Here is a 25,241-nt window from a genome sequence, read left to right as displayed (position 1 = left end):
TTTATTTTGCCTAACATATTGCCACTTTTTTATACCGAAATATACACTTTTTGGCGATTTAAAAGTACTGTTTTCAACTGAATTTAATCACAAGTTATTAACAATCAAATTGTTAATTCATTTTTAAGGAATGACTAAGTATATCAAATTTAAAAAATAATCCCCAACTACTTTCGCAATTGAGGATTGAAATGAAATCTATATTTTACTAGTGAACCAAAACCCAAGTTCCGTTGGCTATCAAACTTTCGGCTTTTTTATATTTCATTTCTTGTGTTTGCCCGTTTGCCACGTTTTGAATTGTCACGGTATCATTGCGATTAATTTTTGGTGCATCGCGAACTATAGTTTCTGTAACCTGACGTTGTTGTGTTTGCCCTGCTTCACGATTGGCACTTTCACTGGAAACAATTTCGTCTTTACTCGTTTTGTAATTTTCTTTAACTTTCACTTGTTTTGCTTCTTGAATCGCTGGAGCTTGTTGTTGCGGCAAATCGCCTTTAAACAAGAACGAAATCACCTCTTTATTCACACCATTCAACATCGAACTAAACAAATTATACGCTTCGAATTTATAAATAAGCAAAGGATCTTTTTGTTCGTGAACCGCTAACTGAACCGATTGTTTTAACTCGTCCATCTTGCGTAAATGTTTTTTCCAAGCTTCATCTACAATGGCCAAAGTGATGTTTTTCTCAAAATCAGCAATCAGTTGATTTCCTTTCGATTCGTAGGCGCGTTTCAAATCGGTAACCACATTGAGCGATTTTATTCCATCGGTAAACGGAACAATAATACGTTCGTATTGGTTGTTTTGGTCTTCATATACATTACTAATGATAGGAAATGCTTCTCTAGCGCTACGTTCCGTTTTTTCAGCATAAAATTGAGAAGCAGCTTTATATACTTTCGCAGTCAATTCAATATCTGTCAATTTAGTGAAATCGCTTTCAGTAACAGGAGATGTGATAGAGAAATACCGAATCAATTCGAATTCAAAATTCTTAAAATCATTAGTTGCTTTATTGTCAGTTACGATTAAATCGCAAGTGTCATACAACATATTAGCGATGTCTAGTTTCAAACGTTCTCCGTGCAAAGCGTGACGACGGCGTTTGTACACCACTTCACGTTGTGCATTCATCACGTCATCATATTCTAACAAACGTTTACGTACACCAAAGTTGTTTTCCTCGACTTTTTTCTGAGCTCTTTCTATAGATTTGGTCATCATCGAATGTTGAATCACTTCACCTTCTTCTAATCCCATTCTGTCCATTACTTTGGCCACTCTTTCTGAACCAAACAAACGCATCAGGTTGTCTTCTAGTGAAACATAAAACTGAGAACTTCCTGGATCTCCTTGACGACCGGCACGACCACGCAACTGGCGGTCAACACGACGTGAATCATGGCGTTCAGTACCCACAATGGCTAAACCTCCAGCCGCTTTTACTTCGGCAGACAATTTAATGTCCGTTCCACGACCCGCCATATTCGTAGCGATAGTTACAACACCAGATTTACCCGCTTCTTCTACAATTTGCGCTTCTTGTTTGTGCATTTTTGCATTCAAAACATTGTGGTTTATACCACGCATTTTCAACATTCGACTTAATAATTCCGAAATCTCTACAGAAGTTGTACCAATCAAAACTGGTCTTCCAGCGTTCGATAATTCAGTAACATCTTCGATTACGGCATTGAATTTTTCACGAGTAGTTTTGTAAATATAATCTTCTTTGTCTTTTCTGGTCATTGGTTTGTTCGTAGGAATTTCTACCACATCCAATTTATAGATTTGCCATAACTCACCCGCTTCGGTTACTGCAGTTCCAGTCATACCTGCTAGTTTGCTGTACATTCTGAAATAATTCTGAAGTGTTACTGTTGCAAAAGTTTGGGTTGCATCTTCGATTTTCACGCTTTCTTTGGCTTCAATCGCTTGGTGTAAGCCGTCAGAATAACGACGACCGTCCATTATACGACCGGTTTGCTCATCGACAATCATAATTTTGTTATCCATAATTACGTATTCGACATCTTTTTCGAAAAGCGTGTACGCTTTTAAAAGTTGTGTCAAAGTATGAATACGTTCGCTTTTTACACCGAAATCTTGGAATAGTTTTTCTTTTTCCTCAGCTTCTTTATCTTTCTCGAGATTTTTCTTTTCAATAATGGCAATTTCAGTTCCAATGTCTGGTAAAACAAAGAAATTACTATCCGTATCACCCGACAGGAATTTAATTCCATTATCAGACAATTCTACCTGATTGTTTTTTTCTTCAATAACAAAATACAACGCTTCGTCCACTTTTGGCATTTCGCGATTGTTGTCTTGCATGTATTGGTTTTCAGTTTTTTGAAGCAATTGTTTTATTCCTTCCTCACTCAAAAACTTGATTAATGCTTTGTTTTTTGGTAAACTTCGGTGTGCTCTCAATAATAAGAATCCACCATCTTTGGTATTGCCTTCCTTAATTAACTTCTTGGCTTCCGATAAAAATCCGTTGGCTAATTGTCTTTGAAGCGCTACCAGATTTTCGATTTTTGGTTTCAACTCATTAAATTCATGACGATCACCTTCTGGAACTGGGCCAGAAATAATCAATGGAGTTCTAGCGTCATCAATTAAAACCGAATCGACCTCATCAACAATGGCGTAATTGTGTTTGCGTTGTACCAAATCGTCTGGCGAATGCGCCATATTATCTCGTAAATAATCAAAACCAAATTCGTTATTTGTTCCGTAGGTAATATCAGAATCGTATGCTTTTTTTCGTCCTTCAGAATTGGGTTGGTGATTGTCGATACAATCTACAGTCAATCCGTGAAATTCGAATAGCGGAGCTTTCCAAGTACTATCACGTTTGGCCAAGTAATCATTTACGGTCACTAAATGCACACCGTTTCCGGTTAAAGCATTCAAATAAAGAGGTAATGTAGCTACTAATGTTTTTCCTTCACCAGTTTGCATTTCGGCAATTTTACCTTCGTGCAAAACCATTCCGCCAATCAATTGGACGTCATAGTGAATCATATCCCAGGTAATTTGCTTTCCAGCAGCATTCCAAGAGTTAGACCAAATAGCATTATCGCCATCAAGGGTAATGTACGTTTTAGTAGCCGAAAGTTCTCTGTCCTTAGCGGTTGCAGTTACTTGTATTTGAGTATTTTCTTTGAATCGTCTTGCAGTTTCTTTAACTACTGCAAAGGCTTCTGGAAGAATTTCCATCAATGTTTTTTCCGAAATTTCGTAAGCTTCTTTTTCCAAAGCATCAATTGCCACGTAAATATCTTCGCGTTTGTCAATATCTTCTATGCTTTCTGCTTCTATTTTTAGTGATGCAATTTTTGAATCTTTTTCGGAACGATCTTGTTTTATTTTTTCTTTAAAAAAAACTGTTCTTGACCGCAGTTCGTCATTTGACAACGCAGCTAGTCCACTTTCAAAGGTTTTAATTTTCGCTAGATAAGGTTGCAAAGCCTTGACATCTTTTTGAGATTTATCTCCTACAAAGGCTTTGATTATGCTATTTATGAAACTCATTTTTATTTACGAATTACGAATTACGAATTACGAATTGAAACTTATTCAAATGGTAATCTTAATTATTGTTTTTAATAATTTTAGTTTTGATATTTTCTCAATTAGAGTGTGTAAATTTAAACAAAAAAAAAGCCTCTTTTGAGACTTTTTTCTTGATATTTTGTTTAATATTCATCCTCGTTCCAAAGATAATCTTCGTCAGTAGGATCATCCGGCCAGATTTCTTCCATTGACTCATATATCTCCCCTTCATCTTCTATAGATTGAAGGTTTTCCACTACTTCTAATGGAGCTCCAGCTCTAATAGCGTAGTCAATAAGTTCGTCTTTGTTAGCAGGCCACGGTGCATCACTCAGATAGGATGCTAATTCTAATGTCCAATACATCTTATGTCTGTTTAGTTTTGTGCAAAAATAATTTTTTTACTGAAAAATACAAGTAAAAATCGAATTATTTTTTGTTAAAGTTAAGAACGTGTAATAGATTGCTGAGTTTTGATTTCGGATTTACGATTTTTGATTTAAAAAATGTATGTTTTAAATACATCTAAAATCAAAAATCGTTAATCTTCAATCTGAAATCCTACTTCCTCGGTATCCATTTTACTTCCTCAGCGTTCAAATCATTCGACAACTTTCGTGCCAAGACAAAAAGGTAGTCAGAAAGTCGGTTTAGGTACATAATCACGATTTCGGCAATGGGTTCATTATGGTCTAAATGCACTGCTAGCCTTTCTGCACGGCGGCAAACACAGCGAGCAATATGACAATATGACACAGTTGTATGCCCTCCAGGCAAAACAAAATGAGTCATTGGCGGAAGCGCTTCTTCCATTGTATCAATTTCGTTTTCAAGTAATTCGATATCACTTTCTACAATCCCCAGTTTTTTCAAACGCAATTCTCCGTTTTTCTTTACTTCTTTTTCAGGCGGAGTGGCAAGAATGGCTCCAACGGTGAACAAACGATCTTGAATTTCTATGAGAATGTTTTTGTAATGTTGATTCATTTCCTGGTCGCGAATTAATCCAATGTAGGAATTTAATTCGTCAACTGTTCCATAGCTTTCTATGCGATTGTGGTCTTTGGGAACTCGCGTTCCGCCAAAAAGTGCTGTTGTTCCTTTATCGCCTGTTTTTGTGTAGATTTTCATTATGTTGATTTTAGTTCCAATAATCGGAATTAAATTTAAAGATTTTAGATTTGCATTCTGAAATCTAAAGTCTGCAGTTTAAAATTATTTTATAGTATCGCTTTCAATCATTCCGTCACGCATACGAATAATTCTTTTGGCGTGCGCTGCAATATCTTCTTCGTGGGTTACCACAATTATAGTGTTGCCGCTTTTATGAATTTCTTCTAAAAGCACCATAATTTCTTCGGATGTTTTGCTGTCCAAATTTCCGGTAGGTTCATCAGCGAGAATAATAGAAGGTTTGTTCACTAGAGCTCTTGCAATGGCTACACGCTGGCGTTGTCCTCCTGACAATTGATTGGGTTGATGGTCCATTCTGTCAGCAAGATTAACTTGTCTCAAAACTTCGGTGGCACGAATATTTCGCTCTGATTTTGAATATCCGGCGTAAATCATAGGCAAAGCTACATTATCCAACGCAGTGGTTCGAGGCAAAAGGTTGAAGGTTTGGAAAATAAAGCCAATTTCTTTGTTTCGAATATCGGCGAGTTCATCATCGTGCATTTGACTCACGTCTTTTCCGTTAAGAATGTAAGAACCAGAAGTAGGAGTGTCTAAACAACCCAAAAGGTTCATCAATGTAGATTTTCCTGAACCAGAAGGCCCCATTAATGCCACATATTCGCCTTTTTTTATTTCTAAATCAATGCCTTTTAGCACATAAACGATTTCATTTCCAAGCGCAAAATCTCGTTTGATGTTGGTAATTTTTATTAATGAATTTGACATTTTTTATATACAATTTATCGCCTCGACTGTCTTGGCGAGTCATTAAAGTTTTGGTTTAAAAGTACAAAAGACTTTTGAATTATTGATAGGTAGTATTTTTTTTAAATTAGTTACATTTTATAGTCAGATTTATACGTTCTAGAGTGTATTTAGGAGTTTGCAATTGATATAAAGTACTCACTTTTTAGCGATTTATCATAATTATTATAATTTGTTGCATAATTTTTGGATTAAAATTGAAAATAATGCACTTCAACATAAATTTGTTGAATAAAATTTAAAATAATCAAAATTATGAAAACTAGAAATTTATTTTTTGGCATTACGTTAATTGCCTTAGGATTTGCATCATGCAAAGACGAAAAAGAAGTTAAAGCCCAAAAGGCTGTTGATAATTATGTTGTCTATGTCGATTCGATAGAAAAAATTTCAACGGAAGATGCCCAAAACAATTGGGAAGGAATTGATGCAGCCTATCAATTAAGAGTGAGTGAAGCTGAAGCTAATTTAGCTAACTTGAAGGATAGTGTGAAAGCACAGGAAAGAATAATTGCAAGTAAAGGTAAGTACGAAGTTATTAGAACTAAAACGGTGGTTAAAACTGTTGTTGCTCCGGTTGTAACTTCAAAACAAAGATTGAGAAATGCCTTGTTTGGCGAAGGAAAAATTGGTGATGATATGAGTTTTGCCTGGGTAAATGCAGCAAATATTCACGATGTTTACCAAACTTTTATACATACAGCTGAGGATAATAAAGATAGTTATTCTCGCGAAGATTGGGATGAAATTAAATTGATGTATGAAGCATTGGACTCAAGAAAAAATACAGTTGAAAAAGAAGGTCTTACTAAAGAGGACAATAGAAAAATTGCTGGATTGAAATTCAAATTTGCACCTATGATAAAAGTGAATAGAATGGGAGCCAAATCTGAAGAAATGAAAGACGCAAAAGAATAATAATTAAAATGGTTAGTTATTAATTCAAGAAAATGACGGTCAGCAATGATCGTCATTTTTTTTATGTACGAATTACATAATGCTGTTTTAGTTGTTCTTGTCTAAAGAAAACCAAACCCCATTGAAAAGTATCTATGGTTACAGTTACTTTTGGATGTTTTTTTATTATTTCCCAAGCTTCTGCCATATCTTGTGACCAATGAACATCATCAAAAATCCATAAAGAATCATTCCTTACAGTGGATAATAATAATTCGAAGTATTCTAAAGTTGCAGTTTTCGAATGGTTGCCGTCGAAAAAAATAAGGTTCGAAGTTAGAAGTTGGAAGTTAGAAGTGGAGAAGTATGATGAAAATTCCGTTAATACTAATTCCACATTATTGATATTGAATTTTTGCAATTGCAATTGACATTGATTAGATGTATTAGGACAACCTTCTAAGGTTATAATTGATGCTTTTGGGTTTCCCAATGACAAGGCGCAAGTGGCTAAACCTAATGAAGTGCCAATTTCTAAAATAGTCTCCGGTTGAAAATAATCGGTTATTCGAAACAATAACTCGGCTCGTTTCGGGCTAATTCCTGCGGTTTTGGCAATCTTACTTATTTGCCTAGTATTTGATTTGAAGACTTTGGAACCAGCACCAAAATCAATTACTTCAATTGTTTTTTTGCTTTTTAAAAGTGAATTTCGATAGTTTTTTAAAACCGCATATTCTGTTCTAGGCTTCTTGTCGTAAAAACATTTGGTAATCAAAGTAAACACAAATGGAGAATGCACCGCATGTTCGTTTTTAGAATGCCAAAGGAATTTTAGATAGGATTTTATTTGAAATAGCATAAATAATATTGAGAAAAAAGGCTTAGATGAAAAGATAAAAGTGCTCAAAACACTGTTATCACAATGTTAAAAATTCAAAATTCGAAAGATTTTAAACATTTAAAAATTTCTTATAATGATGTTTAAGTGCCAGTAAAAATTAGATTTTATTTTGAAATTTTAGTTTTTTTATTTATTAAATAAAATCTTTGAACTAAAATGTCTTTTGATTTAGAATTTTAAATATCCAAATCAAATGTCTTCTTCAGTAGCTCTAAATTAGGATTTATTTCATTTAATCTATTGTATTTATCCTTGGGTGTAAATGCAAATTTATTTTCTACTTTTTCATTCACAATAACCTCAATAGTAATATCATGGTTATGAAGTTTGCCTCTTAAATACCCCAATAGTTCTAGTTTTTCCGATTCAAATTCAATTTTTGTACTATCGTTTGGCAGTTCGTGAGTGATAGTTGTTCCTTCTAATTTTGGGACTCCAATTAACAAAAGCGATTCCATTATTTTGTGACCTTTATCGCTCAACCGTTGGGCATATTTGTTCCATTGCAACAACATATCTGTTTCGTTGAAAGCTTCAGTAGGAAGACGAACTTCTTCTTTTACAATTCCTCGGGTGTTTTGCAATAATTCTCTTTTGGCACGAATACTCGATAGAGATAATGCCGAAACTTTAGTTTCTCCAGAAAGATCTTGGTTTACGGGTTTTGGGTTCAGTTCGTCAGTTCGAGCGTAGCTCTCGGGCTGGGTTTCGGTTGAAACAATTAAATCTGAAGTTTTTGGTTCTTTAACTTCAGCTTTTACCTCTGGATTCTGCAAACTGATTTCTGAAACCTGCGTTCTGCTATCTGCAACCTCCTTAACAACTTCTACGATCGAATAATCAGTTCTCCTAAAATAAGTGGGTGGAATTATAAAGGACTCAACTTTTTTTTTTCTCCATCAAAGGTGATAGAGGCTAATTGCATCAAGCAAAGTTCAACAAGTAATCGCTGGTTTTGGCTCAACTTATATTTCAAATCACAGTCATTCGCAATTTCAATTCCTTTCAATAAGAAATCTTGAGAAGCTTTTTGAGATTGAATTCCATACAATATTTGAGCTTGTTCGCCCACTTCCAATAATGATAATGTCGAAGGAGTTTTCGAAACCAATAAATCTCTGAAATGCGTCGCTAATCCTGAAACAAAATGATGCGCATCAAATCCTTTGGCTAGAATATCATTAAAAACGATTAGTAATTCCGGTATTTTATTTTCTAAAATCAAGTCGGTTACTGTGATATATGTTTCATAATCCAGCACGTTCAAGTTTTCGGTAACAGCTTGACGCGTCAAATTATTTCCACAATACGAAACCACGCGGTCAAAAATGGACAAAGCATCCCGCATAGCACCATCCGCTTTTTGTGCAATAATGTGCAAAGCATCGTCTTCACAATTTACGCCTTGACTAAAAGCCACTTCTGCAAGATGTTCTTTAGCATCTTTTACGGTAATTCTTTTGAAATCGAATATCTGACAACGAGAAAGAATCGTCGGAATAATTTTGTGTTTTTCGGTCGTAGCCAATATAAAAATGGCGTGTTTTGGGGGTTCTTCCAATGTTTTCAGGAAAGCATTAAAGGCTGCCGAAGACAACATATGCACCTCATCAATAATATACACTTTATATTGTCCGGTTTGTGGCGGAATCCGAACTTGGTCAATCAAATTCCTGATATCATCCACAGAATTGTTTGAAGCGGCATCCAATTCGAAAACATTGAAAGCAAAATCTTCGTTCGGATCGTCATAACCGGGTTGGTTAATTTTTCGAGCAAGAATTCGGGCGCAAGTTGTTTTTCCAACGCCACGAGGACCAGTAAACAATAAGGCAGAAGCAAGGTGATTGCTTTCTATGGCGTGCAACAAAGTGCTGGTAATGGCTTTCTGTCCCACAACATCATTAAATGTTTGTGGACGATATTTTCGAGCCGATACTACAAATTGTTCCATAGATTTTTATTGGTTAGCAAATATAGGTTTTGAAAAATCAAAAAGCAAATGCCAAATTCCAAAAAAATAATCAATATTAATTGCAATTTCAATGACAATGCAGAAATCAAAAATCTAAAATCTAAAAACGGTAATCTAAATTCTAAAATCCATACTTTTGCACCGCAGACCGCCTTATCGTCCCGATGTATCGGGGAGGAAAGTCCGGACACCAAAGAGAAGCATAGCGGGTAACGCCCGTCGGTTGACTCTGAATTTATTTCAGAGTCTTCTAGGACAAGTGCAACAGAAAGTATGTACAGGTAATGCTGTAGTGAAACCAGGTAAACTCTATGCGGTGAAATTTCAAGTATATCGGCATTTAAGGGTGCTCGCCCGTTGTCGAAGGGTAGAAAGATGGAGCACGCGAGCAATTGCGTGCCTAGATAAATGATAAGGCTCCAATTTATTGGAGACAGAATCCGGCTTACAGGTCTGCTTTTTTATTAAAAATTTATTTTTTTACTACAGATTACTTCGTTTATTCGTCCGCCGAGGCGAAATCGGTTCAGAGATTAATAAGTATTTTTTAAAATCGATTATTCTGCACCTAATTATTTCATTACTACTTCTGGCGCTCTGCCAAGAGGTTAGTTTTATAACAACGATACATATCATTTTTCTCCATAATGATTTGCTCTACATAATTTTTTTTATTCAAACATTTGTATTAGTTGTGTTACTTGACAATTCTGCAATAACTTTTTTTAGAAAAATCAAATGATTAATCTCATAAATGTGCTTTTTATTTTTAATTAATTTTGAACTTCGATTAATTATGTTGCTTTACTAGTACTTTTTGAAACTAATGACAAATATCATTTTTCACTTTAAAAGATTTTCGTAATATTACTACATAAAAAAAATTGGATGAGAAAAATCAAATATAAGAAAGGTAGAAAAGCCCAACCGTACAATTTGGAATATACTGGAATTCATAAAAGGACAGATTCAGAAATGCAACTGTTTGTTTATGATGATGTTAAATTTGCTGAATTTGCTGACTTTAATGTTTCTGATTTAAAAAAACATATTGATAATCAGAAAACGAATTGGCTTAATATACATGGCTTGAATGATTTAAATTTTTTGAAATCGATTAGTGACTATTTTGAAGTGGACAACTTTATGCTTGCCGATATTTTGAATACCACCCGAAGAACTAAAATTGAAGAACAGCAAGACATTTTATTTTTTAATATAAAATCATTGTTGCCTTCAGGTGACACCGATAATATTTGCGCCGAACAAATTAGTTTTTTGATAAAAGAGGGCGTTTTGATTTCCTTCCAAGAAAAAAGGAGTGATTTTTTTACGCATATTCGGGAACGAATTAGAACTCATTCAGGAATTGTCAGATCCAAAAAAGCGGATTATTTGCTTTATATTCTTTTAGATTCTATTATGGAAAATTTCTACATCACCTTAGAAAACGAAGAAGATAAAATAGAGGTTTTGATTGATCAAACTAAAAATAGTACTGACCCCATAATTTTAGAAAAAATTGAGAAACATAGAGATAATTTTAACTTCCTAAAACGATCTATTATTCCATTACGAGATTCTTTGTATGACATCAAAAGTATAAAAGATGACATTATTTTTAATGGTATTGAAGCGGATAACTTTACTTTTTTTGCCCGATTGCACCAAAAAAGTTTGGAACTTTTAGAACAAATAGAATCTGATATGAGTTCTTTACATAGCGCTTCAGATTATTATTTTTCAGCACAAAATCATAAAATGAATGGAATAATGAAAACCTTAACGGTAGTTTCTGCTATTTTTATTCCGCTTACTTTTATTGCAGGAGTTTATGGGATGAATTTTCAAAATATGCCAGAGTTGGAATACGAATACGGTTATTATACTGTGATTGGTTTTATGGTTTTAATATTTTTAGGAATGCTTTTTTACTTTAAAAGGCAGCATTGGTTTTGAAAGTTTAAAAAGAGATTTTGCATAAAACAGTTGAATTTAATTATAATAAATTTAAAGAATTTAAAAATGAACAAAGCGATATATATAGCTACAAATGAGGAAACTAGTGGCAAATCAATAGTTACTTTGGGATTAATGAGTATGCTTATTGGCAAAACGGCCAAAGTGGGTTATTTTAGACCTATAGTCGAAGATTTTGAAGATGGCGAGTTAGACAATCATATTGATACTGTAATCAATCATTTTGGTTTAGACATCGATTTTAATGATGCATATGCCATCAAAAAAAGCAAATTAATAAAAAAGAAAAACAGAGGAAAACTCGGAGAAGTCATAGATTTGATTATCGAGAAATATAAAAAAATTGAGGAACAATTTGATTTTGTTTTAGTTGAAGGTACTAGTTTTATAGGTGAGGGCACAGCAATTGAAATGGATACTAATGTGCTGATTGCAAAAAACCTTGGTATTCCAGCAATAATTATAGGATCGGGTATCGGAAAATCGTTAGACGAATTAGTAGACAGCCTTTGTCTTGCGTATCATTCCTTCAAGTTAAAAGATGTAGAAGTTTTGGCTGTTATTGCCAATAAAGTGCAAGTAGAAAATTTGGAATTAATTAAATCGGGACTTAAAAAGAATTTACCAGAAGGGGTTTTGGTAAATGCAATTCCCTTGATTTCTAGTTTAAAAAACATAACAGTTCAGGAAGTTGTCAAAGAATTAGATGCCAAAGTTTTATTTGGTGAAGCCTATTTAAACAATCAAATATCCAGTTTTAGTGTCGGTGCTATGCAACTTCGAAACTATTTGATGCATCTAAAACAGGATGGTTTAGTCATCACTCCTGGTGATAGAGCCGATATTATATTGGGAGCATTACAAGCTAATGAATCAAAAAATTATCCCTCTATTTCTGGAATTGTTTTAACCGGAAATATTATTCCCGAAGATACCATTCTTAAATTAATAGAAGGACTTTCGCCAATAGTGCCCATTATTGTAGTAAATGAAGGTACTTATGTAATTACTAATAGAATTGGCGATATAAAATCTAAAATTTATGCCAATAACAAACAAAAAATTCAAACATCAATAGATACTTTCGAAAAATATGTAGATATCGACAGCTTAACCGATAAATTCATAAAATTTGAAGTGGAAGGAATGACTCCAAAAATGTTTCAATATAATTTGGTAAAAAGAGCCAAAAAATACCGTAAACATATTGTATTACCAGAAGGGAACGACGATAGAATTCTTATTGCGGCTGCTCGATTATTGTTGATGGATGTTGTTGAAATTACGATTCTTGGTGATAGAAAGCAAATTGTTAGCAAAGTTGCTGACTTGGGCTTAGATATGGATTTCACAAAAGTTCAGATTATCAATCCAAGAAAAGATAAAAATTATGATGACTATGTGAATACCTATTACGAGCTCCGAAAAGAGAAGAAAATGACTATGGAAATTGCTAAAGACTTGATGGAAGACGGCTCGTATTTTGGAACAATGATGGTGTACAAAGGTCACGCCGACGGAATGGTTTCTGGTGCTGCACATACTACTCAACACACTATTTTACCTGCGTTACAATTTATTAAAACTAAACCCAATTCTTCTGTAGTTTCTTCAATATTTTTTATGTGTTTAGAGGATCGCGTTTCGATTTTTGGCGATTGTGCCATTAATCCAAATCCAACCGCAGAACAGTTGGCTGAAATTGCTATATCATCGGCAGATTCAAGTTTAGCTTTCGGGATTGAACCCAAAGTGGCGATGCTTTCTTACTCTTCGGGCTCATCAGGAAAAGGGGATGAGGTTGAAAAAGTTAGAGCAGCCACAGAAATTGTAAAAAGTAAACGCCCTGATTTGAAAATTGAAGGACCAATTCAATATGATGCCGCAGTAGATTTGGAAGTTGGACAAAGTAAAATGCCCAATTCTGAAGTGGCAGGACACGCTAGCGTTTTGATTTTCCCTGATTTGAATACAGGAAATAACACTTACAAAGCCGTTCAAAGGGAAACAGGAGCATTGGCAATTGGTCCAATGTTGCAAGGATTAAACAAACCAGTTAACGATTTAAGCCGAGGCTGCACCGTTGACGACATTATAAACACGGTTGTTATTACAGCTATTCAGGCACAAGGATTGTAGCTTTTAATTTAAAGATTGTAATATTTAATGATTTAAAAATTAATCTTTTAATATTTCAATTTTTTAATCTTTTAATAAAATATTAATGAAAATAGTAATAATAAACTCGGGAAGTTCTTCCATAAAATACCAATTAATAGAAATGCCGTCTAAAGTAGTCATTTGTTCGGGAATGATTGACAGAATTGGATTAGAAACATCCAATTTAAGTTATGTAACCAAAAAGGATAAAATAGAAAAAACAATGCCAATTGCCGATCATAAAATAGGCTTGGAAAAAATCGCTCGTTTATTAATGGATGAAAAAGTTGGGGTGATTAAAAGCACACTAGAAATTGAAGCTGTTGGTCATCGTGTGGTTCATGGTGGCGCAGCTTTTTCAGATACCACAATCATCGATAAAAAAGTAAAAGATAAAATAAAACAACTTTTTGAGTTGGCGCCATTGCATAATCCTGCCAATTTGGAAGGAATAATTGTAGCGGAAGAAATTTTTAACACTGCTAAGCAAGTTGCTGTTTTTGACACTGCATTTCACCAAACAATTCCGGTTGTTGCGCATAAATATGCGTTACCCAATTACCTTTTAACTGAAAATAAAATTCGAGTTTACGGTTTTCACGGCACAAGTCATAAGTATGTTTCGGAAAAAGCCATTAAATATTTGCAAAATAGTTCCAAAATTATCACGATACATTTAGGAAACGGATGCAGTATGGCGGCAATAAAGGACGGAAAAAGTATTGATACTACCTTAGGTTTTGGCCCAATGAATGGTTTGATAATGGGAACTCGGAGCGGTGATGTTGATCAATCAGTTATCTTTTATATGGTTAACTCATTGGGTTATTCTCTGGCAGATGTCAATACAATGTTGCAAAAGCAAAGCGGAATGCTTGGTTTAACTGGGTTTAGTGATTTGCGAGATATTGAATCCAATGCCGAGCAAGGAAACAAAGACTGTCAATTAGCTTTACACATGAATGCCTATCGAATCAAGAAATATATTGGTTCTTATGTAGCCGTTTTGGGCGGTTTAGATGCCATTATTTTCACAGCTGGAATCGGAGAAAATTCTTCGTACATGCGAAAGTTAGTTTGTACCGATATGGAGTATTTTGGGATTGAACTCGATGAAGCTAAAAATGATTTGCGTTCAGCAGCAATCCGTGAAATCAATTTACCACAATCGAAAGCTAAAATTTTAGTCATTCCAACGAATGAAGAAATCGAAATTGCACATCAGGTTTTTGGATTGCTTTCGATTTAATACAGGTCGTACAGTTAATCCTAATAGGTTTAAAAACCTATTAGGTTTTTTATAACATAATTTTTTTCAATCCTTATCTTGTTATTTTACAAACTCCTTTAAATATACCTGAATTATTGTAACTCCGCTACATTAATAAAAAGTTCTGTTCTAGTCACAAACTCAGTTTCCAACCCCAAAAGCGTTCAGTTCAACTCAGAAATTCAGTTTCCAACCCCAAAATTGTTCATTTCTGCTCAGAAATTCAGTTTCCAACGCCAAAAGTGCTCAGTTCTACTCAGAAACTCAGTTTCCAACCCCAAAAGCGTTCAGTTCAACTCAGAAACTCAGTTTCCAACCCCAAAAGTGTTCTGTTCTACTCAGAAACGTAGTTTCCAACCCCAAAAGTGTTCAGTTCTCCTCAGAAACTCAGTTTCCAACCCCAAAATTATTAAGTTCTGCTTAGCCGAGGGTCATCCAGATCATTTCAAACCATATCCTCAGGTTTTACCCAAGCATCAAAATCTTCGGCAGAAACATATCCTAATCGAATAGCTTCCTCTTTTAAAGTTGTTCCGTTTCTGTGAGCGGTTTGAGCAATTTCAGCCGATTTATAATAGCCAATTTTAGTATTCAAAGCCGTAACCAACATCAAAGAATTATTGACCAATTCTTCGATGCGTTTGTAATTGGGTTCGATTCCGCTGGCACAATGTTCTTCAAAAGACAGGCAAGCATCGCCTAATAATTGCGCCGATTGGAGAAAGTTGGCAGCCATCATTGGTTTGAAAACGTTCAATTCATAATGACCTTGCATTCCTCCAACAGAAATTGCCACATCATTTCCCATCACTTGTGCGCAAACCATGGTCAAAGCTTCACATTGCGTTGGGTTTACTTTTCCAGGCATAATTGAGGAACCTGGTTCGTTTTCTGGGATATGAATTTCCCCAATTCCTGAGCGCGGTCCAGAAGCCAACATTCGAATATCGTTTGCAATTTTGTTTAAGGAGACTGCTAATTGTTTCAAAGCACCGTGAGTTTCTACAATGGCATCGTGAGCTGCTAAAGCTTCGAATTTGTTGGGTGCCGTTACAAAAGGATGTCCAGTAAATTTCGCAATATATTTGGCCACTTTTACGTCATATCCAAGAGGTGTGTTCAATCCGGTTCCAACGGCAGTTCCACCCAAAGCAATTTCAGATAAATGCGCCAAAGTATTTTTGATCGCTTTCAATCCATAATTCAATTGCGCTGCATAACCCGAAATTTCTTGTCCCAAAGTCAAAGGCGTGGCATCCATTAAATGAGTTCGGCCAATTTTTACCACATTGTTAAATTCTAAAGCTTTTGCTTGAAGCGTATCTCTTAATTTTTCGACCGCAGGAATAGTTGTTTCCACCACCATTTTGTACGCTGCAATGTGCATTGCTGTTGGGAAAGTATCGTTGGAAGATTGTGATTTATTGACATCGTCATTGGCTTTGATAAATTGTTTGCCTTCGCCAATGGCAAAACCTTTTAACACTTGCGCTCGATTGGCTATGACTTCGTTCACGTTCATATTGCTTTGTGTCCCAGAACCTGTTTGCCAAATCACGAGTGGAAATTCATCTGCTAGTTTTCCGCCAAGGATTTCGTCGCAAACAGCTGCAATGGCATCCCGTTTTTCGATTGGAAGAACGTCCAAATCGCAATTGGCGTAAGCGGCAGCTTTTTTTAGATAAGCAAAACCTTCAATGATTGTTGTAGGCATTGATGCTGACGGTCCAATTTTGAAATTATTTCTGGAACGTTCTGTTTGTGCCCCCCAATATTTATCAACTGGAACTTGCACTTCACCCATCGTGTCTTTTTCTATTCTGTACTTCATTTTAGGATTGTTTTGGATTTTATATTAAATTCTTTTTTAAACAAATTCAATTGTAATAGTTTAAGAAATGGAATTCAAATGTTTCTAAAATTACAAATTACTTGGGTTTATAAAAAATATTATCCACTATTTATTGCTAAGAAAAAATATTAAACATACATTTGTGCCTACATTCAAAAATTCCGGAAAAAATGTTTGATTTTACACAGTATTTAGGTTTTTTACTTTTCTTGACCGTCCTTACCATAGGATTTTGGTTAATGTTTTTCTTGGTTGGTTTCGTATCCTATTGGGTTGGCGGAGCAACTTGGGAAGCTTATAAAGAGAAAAAGGCAAAAAAGAAAGCTGAGCAATCAGTTTAGATTGGTTCTCAAATAAAAAAAAGGATTCGTGAAAACGAGTCCTTTTTTTTGTTTAAAAGTGGAATATTTTAATGACCATTAGCATTTTTTTATTGAAATCTATTCATCTTTACATTACTATTGAATTTTAAATTGGTCAATTTTTTTGTACTTTTGCAAAAATTTTATAAATATAATTTATGTTATCTATCAATAATTTATCAGTTCAGTTTGGCAAACGAATTTTATTTGACGAAGTAAATACGGTTTTTACCAACGGAAATATTTACGGCGTTATTGGAGCCAACGGAGCTGGAAAATCTACTTTTCTAAAAATAATTTCTGGTGATATGGATCCCACATCGGGAAATATTCACTTAGAACCCGGAAAACGAATGTCGGTTTTGAATCAAAATCACAATATGTTTGACGAACATACGGTCCTAGAAACTGTAATGATGGGTAACAAGGTTTTATATAAAATTAAAACCGAAATGGATGCATTATATTTGGATTATTCCGATGAGAATGCCGATAGAATAGGAGAGTTACAAGTACAATTTGAAGAAATGAATGGTTGGAATGCGGATTCTGATGCGGCTTCAATGCTTTCAAATTTGGGAATAACCGAGGAAAACCATTATACTTTGATGGGTGACTTGGAAGGAAAAATAAAGGTTCGAGTACTTTTGGCGCAAGCCTTATTCGGAAATCCGGATTTACTGATAATGGATGAGCCTACCAACGACTTGGATTTTGAAACCATCGCTTGGTTAGAAAATTTCTTAGCCAATTATGAAAATACCGTAATAGTGGTTTCTCACGACAGACATTTTTTAGACGCGGTTTGTACGCATATTTCCGATATTGATTTTAGTAAAATCAATCATTATTCCGGAAATTATACATTTTGGTATGAATCCAGTCAATTAGCGGCCAAACAACGGGCACAACAAAACAAGAAAGCTGAAGAAAAGAAGCATGAATTAGAAGAATTTATCCGTCGTTTTTCTGCGAATGTGGCCAAATCAAAACAAGCAACCTCTCGTAAAAAAATGATTTCTAAATTGAATATTTCCGAGATTAAGCCATCTAGCCGTCGTTATCCAGCGATTATTTTTGATCAAGAGCGTGAAGCAGGAGACCAAATTTTGAATGTACAAAATCTAAGCGCTTCGGTTGATGGAGATATTTTGTTTAAAGGAGTCGATTTGAATATGGCCAAAGGCGATAAAATTGTACTTTTTTCGAAAGATTCTCGCGCCACAACCGCTTTCTATGAAATCCTTAACGGAAATCAGAAACCAGATTCGGGAACTTTTGATTGGGGAGTGACCACAACGCAAGCGTATTTACCACTAGAAAACCATTCTTTCTTTGAGAGTGACGATTCATTAGTAGACTGGTTGCGTCAATGGGTAAAAACCGAAGAAGAACGTGATGAAGTGAATATTCGTAGCTTTTTGGGTAAAATGATTTTCTCAGGCGAAGAAGCATTAAAAACTTGTCGTGTTTTGTCTGGAGGCGAAAAAGTACGTTGTATGTTGTCACGTATGATGATGCAACGTGCTAATGTTTTGATGCTTGACGAACCTACGAATCATTTAGATTTAGAGTCAATTACAGCTTTTAATAATTCCTTAAAAAACTTTAAAGGTTCGGTGATTTTTACCACACACGATCATGAGTTTTCTCAAACAGTTGCTAGCAGAGTTGTCGAATTAACCCCTAATGGTGCTATTGATCGCTATATGACTTTCGATGAATACTTGGATAACGACGCAGTACAAGAATTACGAACTAAGATGTATTCTTAGAAGAGAGAATAGAAAATAGAGAATAGACTTAATCCCGCTGCTTGCGGGATTTTTTATGACTTATCTTTTATGTCTTTTTTTGATCTTATTTCACTTATCACATAAATGATAATTACCAAAATAGTTATTACAACAAAGATTCCAGTTCCAAGCCCAATTTGAAATATAGCGTCAGGCATTGAATAACTGCTTGTGGGCAACATTAATATTACGAATAAGACTAAGGTTGTTATTTTATTTTGCATAAATTTTATAGAAAGTTTATTAACAATTGACTTTGTAACTACCTCATTTTAAGCAGTATTGTGGTGTCTTATTATTTCCTACTTGTGAATCTACTTATGACAAAAACTATAACAGCTACAATGACAACAACAAAAAACACCCCAACACCAACACCAGCTTTAAATATGCCTTCGACAACTGAGCAGCTAGAAACTAGCAATAATACTAACGAAATCATAAGGATTCCTGCAATTTTTTCTTTCATAATTATTTGGTTTTAAACATTTGATTTACAGTATTTAATGACACTGTATTTTTTATAAAATTATCTTAAAAGCAAATTGTTTTCATTATATAATTTAGTATTAATGTTATATAATTTTGTTATCGAGGGAAGAATATAAATAGTCTGCCCAATTATTGCTCCGCAAAATATATTTTAAAAGAGAATTATTAGTTTTATAAAGAGGCTTTTCAAAAAATAACGTACAATATTAAAATGTTGTGATTGAAATAAAGTGTGTTCAATTAAATTAGAAATTTAAATTACCGTCATAATGCATCAGAATTTTGTATCCATCCATAAGTTTTTTTATCACCAAAACTAATACAGCCAAAATTACAGCTGCAAAAAACGCAATAATGCCTATGCCAGATTTAAATGTGTGTTCTATTATTGAACAACTTGAAACTAAAACTAATAGCACTGAAAGCAATACTATTTTTGGTATTTTCTCTTTCATAATGTATTCATTTGCATTGATTAAATTCACTCCATATGAAGTAATTGTAGCTATAACAAAAGTAGACTAAGAACTAATTTGCTTTATTACACAATTTTCTAAAAATGTTATATAATTATTATACGGTGAAATAATTAAATGTTGCACTATAATTTGGGATTTACCATACGCATTAAAAATTGTTGTAATCACTGCAATTTAATTTATTTATTAATTCACAACTCATAATGTATAATTCATAAGTCATAATTCTTATATTTGTATCCCAAACCACACTTCATTATGAGTCAAAAAGTATTGCTCACTTCAAAGGAAGTCAATATCATTCTGCATCGTTTGGCATGTCAATTAATCGAAAAACATCTTGATTTTTTCGATTCTATTATAATTGGTATTCAGCCTCGAGGTACTTTTTTGGCGGAGCGATTAAAAGAGATATTGGTAAATGAATATGGTATTCCAAAAATTGCTTTGGGTTATTTAGACATCACTTTCTTTCGAGATGATTTCCGCAGAACAAACAAACCTTTGGAAGCCAACAAAACTCAAATTGATTTTATTGTCGAAAATAAAAAAGTCGTTTTTATAGACGATGTTTTATATACAGGTCGGAGTATTCGGTCGGCATTGACTGCTATTCAATCCTTTGGACGTCCATCCGAAATTGAATTATTGGTGCTTATTGACCGTCGTTTTAGTCGTCATTTGCCTATTCAACCCGATTATCGCGGTCGTCAGGTGGATGCTATCAATGACGAGAAGGTCAAAGTATGTTGGAAGGAACAAGACGGTGAAGATGCCGTTTATTTAATTAATAAATAGTATAAAATGAGCGAGTTAAGTGTAAATCATTTATTAGGAATTAAATATATCAACAAGAAAGATATTGACCTTATTTTTGAAACTGCCGATCATTTTAAAGAAATTATTAATCGTCCCATCAAGAAAGTTCCTTCACTTCGCGACATTACTATTGCCAATATCTTTTTCGAAAACAGTACGCGAACCAAGCTTTCTTTTGAACTAGCCCAAAAAAGGTTGTCGGCTGACGTGATTAGCTTTTCGGCAGCGCAGTCATCAGTGAAAAAAGGCGAAACTCTTGTTGATACCGTAAACAATATTCTTGCTATGAAAGTCGATATGGTGGTGATGCGACATTCCAGTCCTGGAGCAGCGCATTTCTTGTCACAAAATGTAAAAGCAAGTATCGTAAATGCTGGTGATGGAGCACACGAACATCCAACACAGGCTTTGCTGGACAGTTATTCTATTCGTGAAAAATTGGGTGAAGTTGCTGGAAAAAAAGTAGTAATAGTGGGTGACATTTTGCACTCCAGAGTTGCACTTTCTAATATCTACGCTTTGCAAATGCAAGGCGCCGAAGTGAAAGTTTGCGGTCCCAAAACACTCATTCCACGGTATATTGAATCACTTGGAGTTACGGTCGAACCTAATTTACGTAAAGCCTTAGAATGGTGTGATGTAGCCAATATGCTCAGAGTGCAAAATGAAAGGATGGATGTGAATTTTTTCCCTTCCACTCGAGAATACGCACAGCAATACGGATTGGACAAAACCCTGTTCGATTCTCTGAATAAAGAGATAGTGATTATGCACCCAGGTCCAATCAATCGTGGAGTAGAAATCACATCAGACGTGGCCGACTCCAAACAATCCGTAATTTTGAATCAAGTTGAAAATGGAGTTGCGATTAGGATGGCAGTAATTTATTTATTGGCATCAAAAATTCAATAATTATTATTCTGCATCCATTTTAAAGAATTAAGTTTCTTTTTAAAATAGAATTACTATAATATTTAGCGTTATGAAAGTAGAACAAAAAGGGCAAACCGTTATCCTAAAAGACACACAAGGTGATTTGGATTCATTTCTTGTGAAATTATCGGACCAATATAAAACGTTTCAAAAAAGCAATATTATTGTTGATATTAGAATGTATAAAACGCTATCAATCAAAGCGATTGAAAGTTTTTTACCGCTTTCCAAAACACATAAAAAAGCTAAAAAATCTTTTGTTTTAGTCACTTCGGAATCAGATTTTAATGCTGTTTCAGACAAACTTGCAGTGGTTCGGTCTGTGCAAGAAGCTCACGATATTATCGAAATGGAGGAAATCGAGAGAGATCTCGGTTTTTGATTTTTGATTGAAGAATAACGATTTTTGACCCGAGCGACAGCGAACTGGCGAAGCAATTCAGATTGTTGCAACTGATGACTGATTAATGCAACTGACCACTCAATACTGACCACTGACCACTGCTAATGAATCTAACCATCCTAGGCTGTTATGCAGCCACACCACGTACTTTTACCAATCCTACTTCACAGGTTTTGGAAATCCGGAATCGATTATTTCTCATTGATTGTGGCGAAGGAACTCAGGTGCAATTGCGCAAAAATAAAATCAAGTTTTCTAAAATCAATCATGTTTTAATTTCGCATTTACACGGCGATCATTTTTTTGGACTGATAGGTTTGATTTCTACTTTTGCCTTGCTGAACAGAACTACTGATTTGCATATTTATGGACCCAAAGGAATTAAGGAAATCATCAATCTACAATTGCGATTGTCTAATTCTTGGACAAAGTATGGCTTGTTTTTTCACGAATTGGAATCTAAAGAAAGTGAAGTTGTATTTGAAGACGATAAAGTAATCGTAAAAACAATTCCTTTGAAACATAGGGTTTATACTAATGGGTTTTTATTTCAGGAGAAACTTAGAGAACGAAAATTGAATTTGAATGCTGTTCAAAACTACGACATTGACAAATGTTATTACCAAAATATCAAAAACGGTAAAGACATCACATTAGATGATGGTCGAGTCATTGAAAACCACCAATTGACATTTGACCCCGTTCCGTCAATGAGTTATGCATTTTGTTCTGATACCGCATATGATGAAAGCATTATTCCCATTATAAAAGAGGTTGATGTTTTGTATCACGAATCTACTTTTTTGGATTCGGAGGAAGCTTTGGCAGGAAAAACGATGCATTCCACTGCAAAAGAAGCTGCAACAATGGCTCTGAAAGCCAATGTTAAACAATTGGTTTTAGGACATTATTCTACTCGGTATGAAAGTATTGAACTCTTTAAAGAACAAGCCGAAACTATTTTTCCGAATGTTCTCTTGGCAGATGATGGGAAATCTTTTGAATTTTGATTTACTATAATAACTACTTCGTTTGTTACGCTGTAAGCGTCTCAAAGCGCGAGAGCAACATAATTGAGACGCTTACAGCGTGACAAATAGCCAGAATAATACAGTAGTAGTAAAGTCTTTTATGAGAATAAGTTTGCTTATTTTTGCAACTAAAGAAAATCAAAATGGAAGATTTAAGCAATTATAGAAAATCGTACGAAAAGAATGAACTTTTGGAAACTGATATTCCCGAAGATCCAATCAATTTATTCAACAGATGGTTTCACGAAGTAGAGGATTTTGGAGGAGTTGACGAAGTGAATGCGATGACTGTTTCGACACTCGGTTTAGATGGTTTTCCGAAGTCGAGAGTGGTGTTGTTGAAGCAATTTACTTATGAAGGGTTTATTTTTTATACCAATTATAATTCTGAAAAGGGTAGGGCTATTGCCGAGAATCCAAATGTATGTCTTTCTTTTTTTTGGTCGACACTCGAACGCCAAGTTATTATAAAAGGAGTAGCCGAGAAAATTCCAGAAAATATTTCAGATGGTTATTTTGAATCCCGACCAACAGGAAGCAAATTAGGAGCGATAGTTTCTAACCAAAGTGAGATTATTGCTTCACGAAGTGTTTTAGAACAATCTTTAAAACAATTGGAAAATGATTTTGAAGGCAAGGAAATTCCAAGACCTGACTATTGGGGTGGTTTCCTAGTTCGTCCGGTAGCGGTGGAGTTTTGGCAAGGAAGACCAAACCGTTTGCACGATAGAATTCGGTATCAGCTGCAAGATGATTATTTTTGGAAAATAGACCGACTTGCGCCCTAATGTTTGTGGATTAAATTCAATTTTGGCAAAAATCACCATATTTTGCTCAAATCTCTCAAATTATTGTTAGTTTTACCCAATCTACAATATTTTTTAAATTTAAATACATTACAATGAATATTAAAAATAGGCTCACAATAATGAGTTTTCTTCAGTTTTTTGTTTGGGGTGCTTGGCTGATAACAATTGCTAATTTTTGGTTTGGGACTAAAAGTTGGGATGGAACACAATTTGGCTTGGTTTTCGGAACAATGGGAATTGCGTCTTTATTTATGCCAACCTTAACGGGAATCATTGCCGACAGATGGATGAATGCAGAAAAGCTCTATGGAATTTTACATATTTTATATGCAGCTATTTTGTTTTGTCTTCCACAAATTGCAACTCCAACCAATTTTATTTATGTGATGTTATTGGCTATGTGTTTTTATATGCCAACAATTGCTTTAAGTAATTCTATTTCGTTTACTTCTCTCAAATTGAATAATAAAGACATTATTAAGGATTATCCACCTATTCGAGTTTGGGGAACTGTTGGTTTTATTGTCGCCATGTGGATTACCAATTTAACAGGCAATAAAGCAACAGCGTATCAATTTTATATTGCGGGAATTGCAGCAGTGAGTTTGGGTGTTTATGCTTTTACTTTGCCAAAATGCAAGCCACAACGATTAACAAAAGAAAATGCTTCGTTCATAGAAACATTAGGATTAGAATCCTTTAAACTTTTTGCTAATTATAAAATGGCGTTATTCTTTATTTTTTCAATGTTTTTGGGCGGTGCTTTGCAGTTGACTAATGCTTATGGTGATGTGTTTTTAGATGAATTTAAGAACGTTCCTGAATACGCCGATTCCTTTGTGGTAAAATATTCTACCATAATTATGTCTATTTCTCAAATTTCAGAAACGCTGTTTATCCTAGCTATTCCTTTTTTCTTGAAACGATTTGGTATCAAGCAAGTGATGCTAATTTCTATGTTTGCTTGGGTTTTACGTTTTGGTTTGTTTGCTTTTGGAAATCCAACAGGTGGTTTGTGGATGATTATCTTGTCGTGTATTGTTTACGGAATGGCATTCGATTTCTTTAATATTTCGGGTTCTTTATTTGTAGAGACCAATACAGATTCTAAAAACCGATCTTCTGCTCAAGGATTGTTTATGATGATGACTAACGGAGTGGGAGCTGTACTAGGTAGTTTTACTTCTGGTTGGGCGATTGATAAATTCTTCACTCATAATGGATTAAGGGATTGGCATAGTATCTGGCTGAGTTTTGCAGGTTATGCTTTGGTAATAGCAATCGCTTTTGCGATATTATTTAAGCACAAACACAATCCCGAGGAAGTGGCAAATGTGAGTCATTAGAGACTTGAAGTTTCAGTACAAAAAGAAATTGATTGTTATCAAAATAGATCTTTCTGATTCACAGCGTTGTATTAAGAATTTCTAAATAGTCAACCCTTAAAAAGAGCTATTTTTAATTTCCACAAAAATAGGAATATTATTTTCAGGATAGAAGTTGAACAAATAATTAAGCCAAAAAACAATTTGTTCCTTGATTTGGTTGAATCGGAGCTTAAAATTGT

The 25,241-nt window shown here is 34.5% G+C and carries 22 protein-coding genes and 1 other RNA gene; 13 read left to right on the top strand and 10 right to left on the bottom strand.

The features are described 5' to 3' along the window. Positions 1-208: 208 nt before the first annotated feature. From secA to RMO83_RS12555, 4 genes are all read right to left on the bottom strand, one after another. Positions 209-3,550, bottom strand: a complete 3,342-nt coding sequence (gene secA, locus RMO83_RS12570) for a preprotein translocase subunit SecA (protein WP_310560046.1) — start codon at positions 3,548-3,550, stop codon at positions 209-211. A gap of 164 nt (positions 3,551-3,714) precedes the next feature. Continuing rightward, complete coding sequence (locus tag RMO83_RS12565; RefSeq protein ID WP_310560045.1) at positions 3,715-3,936, bottom strand: DUF2795 domain-containing protein; 222 nt, start codon at positions 3,934-3,936, stop codon at positions 3,715-3,717. 196 nt (positions 3,937-4,132) lie between these two features. Next, positions 4,133-4,702 carry a cob(I)yrinic acid a,c-diamide adenosyltransferase gene (locus tag RMO83_RS12560; RefSeq protein WP_310560044.1) on the bottom strand — a complete coding sequence of 190 codons (570 nt, stop codon included), beginning with the start codon at positions 4,700-4,702 and terminating at the stop codon, positions 4,133-4,135. A gap of 84 nt (positions 4,703-4,786) precedes the next feature. Further along, positions 4,787-5,473, bottom strand: a complete 687-nt coding sequence (locus RMO83_RS12555; protein WP_310560043.1) for an ABC transporter ATP-binding protein — start codon at positions 5,471-5,473, stop codon at positions 4,787-4,789. A 294-nt stretch (positions 5,474-5,767) separates the two neighbouring features. On the opposite strand from RMO83_RS12555, the gene RMO83_RS12550 reads away from it, so the two are divergent. Next, on the top strand, positions 5,768-6,430 hold the full coding sequence (locus RMO83_RS12550) for a hypothetical protein (protein ID WP_310560042.1): 663 nt from the start codon (positions 5,768-5,770) through the stop codon (positions 6,428-6,430). A 61-nt stretch (positions 6,431-6,491) separates the two neighbouring features. On the opposite strand, the gene RMO83_RS12545 is transcribed toward RMO83_RS12550, so the two are convergent. From RMO83_RS12545 to dnaX, 3 genes are all read right to left on the bottom strand, one after another. Then, positions 6,492-7,271: a class I SAM-dependent methyltransferase gene (locus RMO83_RS12545; protein ID WP_310560041.1), complete on the bottom strand. Its 780-nt coding sequence runs from the start codon at positions 7,269-7,271 to the stop codon at positions 6,492-6,494. 218 nt (positions 7,272-7,489) lie between these two features. Continuing rightward, positions 7,490-8,089: a hypothetical protein gene (locus RMO83_RS12540; protein WP_310560040.1), complete on the bottom strand. Its 600-nt coding sequence runs from the start codon at positions 8,087-8,089 to the stop codon at positions 7,490-7,492. A 92-nt stretch (positions 8,090-8,181) separates the two neighbouring features. After that, positions 8,182-9,267: a DNA polymerase III subunit gamma/tau gene (gene dnaX, locus RMO83_RS12535; protein WP_310560039.1), complete on the bottom strand. Its 1,086-nt coding sequence runs from the start codon at positions 9,265-9,267 to the stop codon at positions 8,182-8,184. Between the two features lie 161 nt (positions 9,268-9,428). Here dnaX and rnpB point away from each other — a divergent pair. The 4 genes from rnpB (at position 9,429) to RMO83_RS12515 (ending at position 14,677) form a co-directional block, all read left to right on the top strand. Further along, positions 9,429-9,752, top strand: an RNA gene (rnpB, locus tag RMO83_RS12530) — RNase P RNA component class A. A 424-nt stretch (positions 9,753-10,176) separates the two neighbouring features. Continuing rightward, on the top strand, positions 10,177-11,247 hold the full coding sequence (gene corA, locus RMO83_RS12525; protein WP_310560038.1) for a magnesium/cobalt transporter CorA: 1,071 nt from the start codon (positions 10,177-10,179) through the stop codon (positions 11,245-11,247). A gap of 66 nt (positions 11,248-11,313) precedes the next feature. Next, on the top strand, positions 11,314-13,407 hold the full coding sequence (gene pta / locus RMO83_RS12520) for a phosphate acetyltransferase (protein WP_310560037.1): 2,094 nt from the start codon (positions 11,314-11,316) through the stop codon (positions 13,405-13,407). Positions 13,408-13,492: 85 nt separating this feature from the next. Continuing rightward, positions 13,493-14,677, top strand: a complete 1,185-nt coding sequence (locus RMO83_RS12515; RefSeq protein WP_310560036.1) for an acetate kinase — start codon at positions 13,493-13,495, stop codon at positions 14,675-14,677. A 466-nt stretch (positions 14,678-15,143) separates the two neighbouring features. Here RMO83_RS12515 and fumC read toward each other — a convergent pair whose 3' ends face one another. Then, positions 15,144-16,529 (bottom strand): class II fumarate hydratase, encoded by a 1,386-nt coding sequence (fumC, locus tag RMO83_RS12510; RefSeq protein WP_310560035.1) that lies wholly within the window; start codon positions 16,527-16,529, stop codon positions 15,144-15,146. Positions 16,530-16,720: 191 nt separating this feature from the next. Here fumC and RMO83_RS12505 point away from each other — a divergent pair, with 191 nt between their 5' ends. Both RMO83_RS12505 and RMO83_RS12500 read left to right on the top strand, forming a co-directional pair. Further along, a complete protein-coding gene (locus RMO83_RS12505) occupies positions 16,721-16,891 on the top strand; it encodes a hypothetical protein (protein ID WP_310560034.1) in 171 nt (56 codons plus the stop codon). 179 nt (positions 16,892-17,070) lie between these two features. After that, positions 17,071-18,687 carry an ATP-binding cassette domain-containing protein gene (locus RMO83_RS12500; protein WP_310560033.1) on the top strand — a complete coding sequence of 539 codons (1,617 nt, stop codon included), beginning with the start codon at positions 17,071-17,073 and terminating at the stop codon, positions 18,685-18,687. 316 nt (positions 18,688-19,003) lie between these two features. Here the strand turns inward: RMO83_RS12500 and RMO83_RS12495 are convergent, their stop codons facing one another. Next, complete coding sequence (locus RMO83_RS12495) at positions 19,004-19,177, bottom strand: hypothetical protein (RefSeq protein ID WP_310560032.1); 174 nt, start codon at positions 19,175-19,177, stop codon at positions 19,004-19,006. 268 nt (positions 19,178-19,445) lie between these two features. Further along, the gene (locus RMO83_RS12490) at positions 19,446-19,655 is read right to left on the bottom strand and encodes a hypothetical protein (RefSeq protein WP_310560031.1); all 210 of its coding nucleotides are present in this window, start codon (positions 19,653-19,655) and stop codon (positions 19,446-19,448) included. 282 nt (positions 19,656-19,937) lie between these two features. Between RMO83_RS12490 and pyrR the strand changes: the two genes are divergently transcribed. The 6 genes from pyrR (at position 19,938) to RMO83_RS12460 (ending at position 25,020) form a co-directional block, all read left to right on the top strand. Beyond that, a complete protein-coding gene (gene pyrR / locus RMO83_RS12485; protein ID WP_310560030.1) occupies positions 19,938-20,477 on the top strand; it encodes a bifunctional pyr operon transcriptional regulator/uracil phosphoribosyltransferase PyrR in 540 nt (179 codons plus the stop codon). A 6-nt stretch (positions 20,478-20,483) separates the two neighbouring features. Then, complete coding sequence (locus RMO83_RS12480; RefSeq protein WP_310560029.1) at positions 20,484-21,410, top strand: aspartate carbamoyltransferase catalytic subunit; 927 nt, start codon at positions 20,484-20,486, stop codon at positions 21,408-21,410. Positions 21,411-21,480: 70 nt separating this feature from the next. Further along, the gene (locus tag RMO83_RS12475) at positions 21,481-21,813 is read left to right on the top strand and encodes a ribonuclease Z (protein WP_310560028.1); all 333 of its coding nucleotides are present in this window, start codon (positions 21,481-21,483) and stop codon (positions 21,811-21,813) included. Between the two features lie 125 nt (positions 21,814-21,938). Beyond that, on the top strand, positions 21,939-22,844 hold the full coding sequence (locus tag RMO83_RS12470; RefSeq protein WP_310560027.1) for a ribonuclease Z: 906 nt from the start codon (positions 21,939-21,941) through the stop codon (positions 22,842-22,844). A 164-nt stretch (positions 22,845-23,008) separates the two neighbouring features. Then, entirely contained in the window at positions 23,009-23,653 is a 645-nt protein-coding gene (gene pdxH, locus RMO83_RS12465; protein WP_310560026.1) for a pyridoxamine 5'-phosphate oxidase, read from the top strand. 113 nt (positions 23,654-23,766) lie between these two features. After that, positions 23,767-25,020 (top strand): nucleoside permease, encoded by a 1,254-nt coding sequence (locus tag RMO83_RS12460; protein ID WP_310560025.1) that lies wholly within the window; start codon positions 23,767-23,769, stop codon positions 25,018-25,020. Positions 25,021-25,241: the final 221 nt, after the last annotated feature.

The organism is Flavobacterium sp., assembly GCF_031423415.1.
Classification (GTDB): domain Bacteria; phylum Bacteroidota; class Bacteroidia; order Flavobacteriales; family Flavobacteriaceae; genus Flavobacterium.
Note: the sequence above shows the minus strand (reverse complement) of the source record. Positions and strands in the feature narration are given on the sequence as shown.